We start from the raw sequence: 2220 nt of genomic DNA, 5'->3' as shown, positions 1-2220 counted from the left end.
GATCCATGTTTGAAGATAATAACCAGAAACGTCCTCTCTACATTCCCTACGCCGGTCCCGCCCTGCTGGAGACCCCTTTGCTCAACAAGGGCAGCGCCTTCACCAGTGAAGAGCGCAGCAACTTCAACCTTGAAGGTCTGTTGCCCCAGAATATCGAAACCATCGAAGAGCAGGCCGAGCGCGCCTATCGCCAGTTCATGGCGTTTGGCAACGACATGGACAAGCACATCTACCTGCGCAACATCCAGGATACCAACGAGACGCTCTTCTACCGTCTGCTGCACAACCACCTGACCGAGATGCTGCCCATCATCTACACCCCGACCGTCGGCAAGGCGTGCGAGGAGTTCTCCAACATCTATCGCCGCGCCCGTGGCTTGTTCATCTCCTATCCGGATAAGGAGAGGATCGATGACATGCTGCAAAACGCCACCAAGCAAAACGTCAAGGTGATCGTGGTGACCGATGGCGAGCGGATCCTGGGTCTGGGTGACCAGGGCATCGGCGGCATGGGCATTCCCATCGGCAAGCTGTCGCTTTACACCGCCTGTGGCGGCATCTCGCCTGCCTATTGCCTGCCGGTGGTGCTGGATGTGGGCACCAACAACCAGCAGTTGCTGAATGACCCCTTCTATATGGGCTGGCGCAATCCTCGCATCTCCGGTGAAGAGTATGCCGAGTTCGTCGATGCCTTCATTCAGGCGGTCAAGCGCCGCTGGCCCGATATCCTGTTGCAGTTCGAGGACTTCGCCCAGAACAACGCCATGCCACTGCTCAACCGCTACAAGAACGAGCTCTGTTGCTTCAACGACGATATTCAGGGTACTGCTGCCGTGACCCTGGGCAGCCTGATCGCCGCCTGCAAGGCCTCCGGCGCCAAGCTCTCCGAGAAGCGGGTTGCCTTCCTCGGTGCGGGCAGCGCCGGTTGCGGTATCGCCGAGCAGATCGTGGCACAGATGAAGGCCGAGGGGCTGACCGATGCCCAGGCCCGCAGCCGGGTCTTTATGGTGGATCGCTTTGGTCTTATCACCGACAAGATCCCCAACCAGCTCGACTTCCAGCGCCGTCTCTCCCAACCGGTGGAGCGCATCGCCGACTGGCCGGTGGGTGACAACATCTCCCTGCTGGAGGTGATGGAGCATGGTCGCCCAGATATCCTGATTGGGGTCTCCGGTCAGCCGGGGCTGTTTACCGAAGAGGTGGTCAAGACCATGCACAAGCACTGTGCCCGTCCCATCATCTTCCCGCTCTCCAACCCCACCTCCCGGGTCGAGGCGACGCCGGCAGACCTTATCCGCTGGACCGACGGTCAGGCGCTGGTGGCCACCGGCAGTCCGTTTGCACCGGTGGAGCACAAGGGCAAGCGCTACGTCATCGCCCAGTGCAACAACTCCTTCATCTTCCCGGGGATCGGCCTTGGCGTTATCGCCTCCGGCGCCACCCGGGTGACTGACGCCATGTTGATGTCGGCCAGCCGCGCGCTGGCGGAGTGCTCGCCGCTGGTGAAAGGGGAGGAGGGTTCCCTGCTGCCGGATCTGGCGGATATCCATCAGGTCTCCCGCTACATCGCCAAGATGGTGGCCAAGACCGCCATGCTGCAGGGCAAGGCGGTGCAGACCCCGGACGAGGTGATCGATCAGGCCATCGACGCCAACTTCTGGCATCCGGAATATCGCCGCTACCGCCGCACCTCGTTCTGATTTCTGCGAGAAGATGCAAAGCAAAAGGGATGCCTCGGCATCCCTTTTTACTGCACGTCTGACATGGTTATCGCCTCAAGATGAACTACTCGCTGCCGCCCTGTACGCCGGTGACACGCACCTCTACCCGGCGATCCGGCCCAAGGCAGTCGATGAGCGCCGCCTTCGCCTTGATGGCATCACACTGGTTGCCGGTGACCGGATTGCTCGCGCCATTGCCCTGGATGCTCACCTTGTCGGCAGGCAATCCCTTGCTGATCAGAAAGTCGGCAACGGTTTGGGCCCGAGCTTCTGACAACCTCTGATTGTTGGCATCCGAACCGATACGGTCGGTATAACCCATCACGACTGCACTGCCATCCTTGGGCTGTACGTCGACGATCTGCTGGTAGAGATCGTCCAGCGCACTCGTCCCCTCCTGTTTGAGGTCCGCTTTGCCAAAGGCGAACAGCACATCTGAACTGAGGTTAAAGGTCTGATCCACCACCTCCGGTTCGGCCGGTGGCGGGGGAACCACGAC

General features: G+C 60.5%; 2 protein-coding genes. One reads left to right on the top strand and one right to left on the bottom strand.

Going from position 1 to position 2220, the window contains the following annotated elements:
* Window positions 1-5: 5 nt before the first annotated feature.
* On the top strand, window positions 6-1700 hold the full coding sequence (locus AACS18_RS20130; protein ID WP_108613132.1) for an NAD-dependent malic enzyme: 1695 nt from the start codon (window positions 6-8) through the stop codon (window positions 1698-1700).
* A gap of 85 nt (window positions 1701-1785) precedes the next feature.
* Here AACS18_RS20130 and AACS18_RS20125 read toward each other — a convergent pair.
* Window positions 1786-2220 (bottom strand): OmpA family protein (locus tag AACS18_RS20125; protein ID WP_146184803.1); only part of this gene is annotated, 435 nt, incomplete at its 5' end.

The organism is Aeromonas sp. HMWF015 (genome assembly GCF_963878965.1).
Lineage (GTDB): Bacteria > Pseudomonadota > Gammaproteobacteria > Enterobacterales > Aeromonadaceae > Aeromonas > Aeromonas veronii.
This window is presented reverse-complemented; position numbering and strand designations above follow the sequence as displayed.

Excerpts from the sequence above, each read along its gene's own strand:
- AACS18_RS20130 (WP_108613132.1), top strand. The coding sequence starts at position 6 with ATGTTTGAAGATAATAACCAGAAACGTCCTCTCTACATTCCCTACGCC.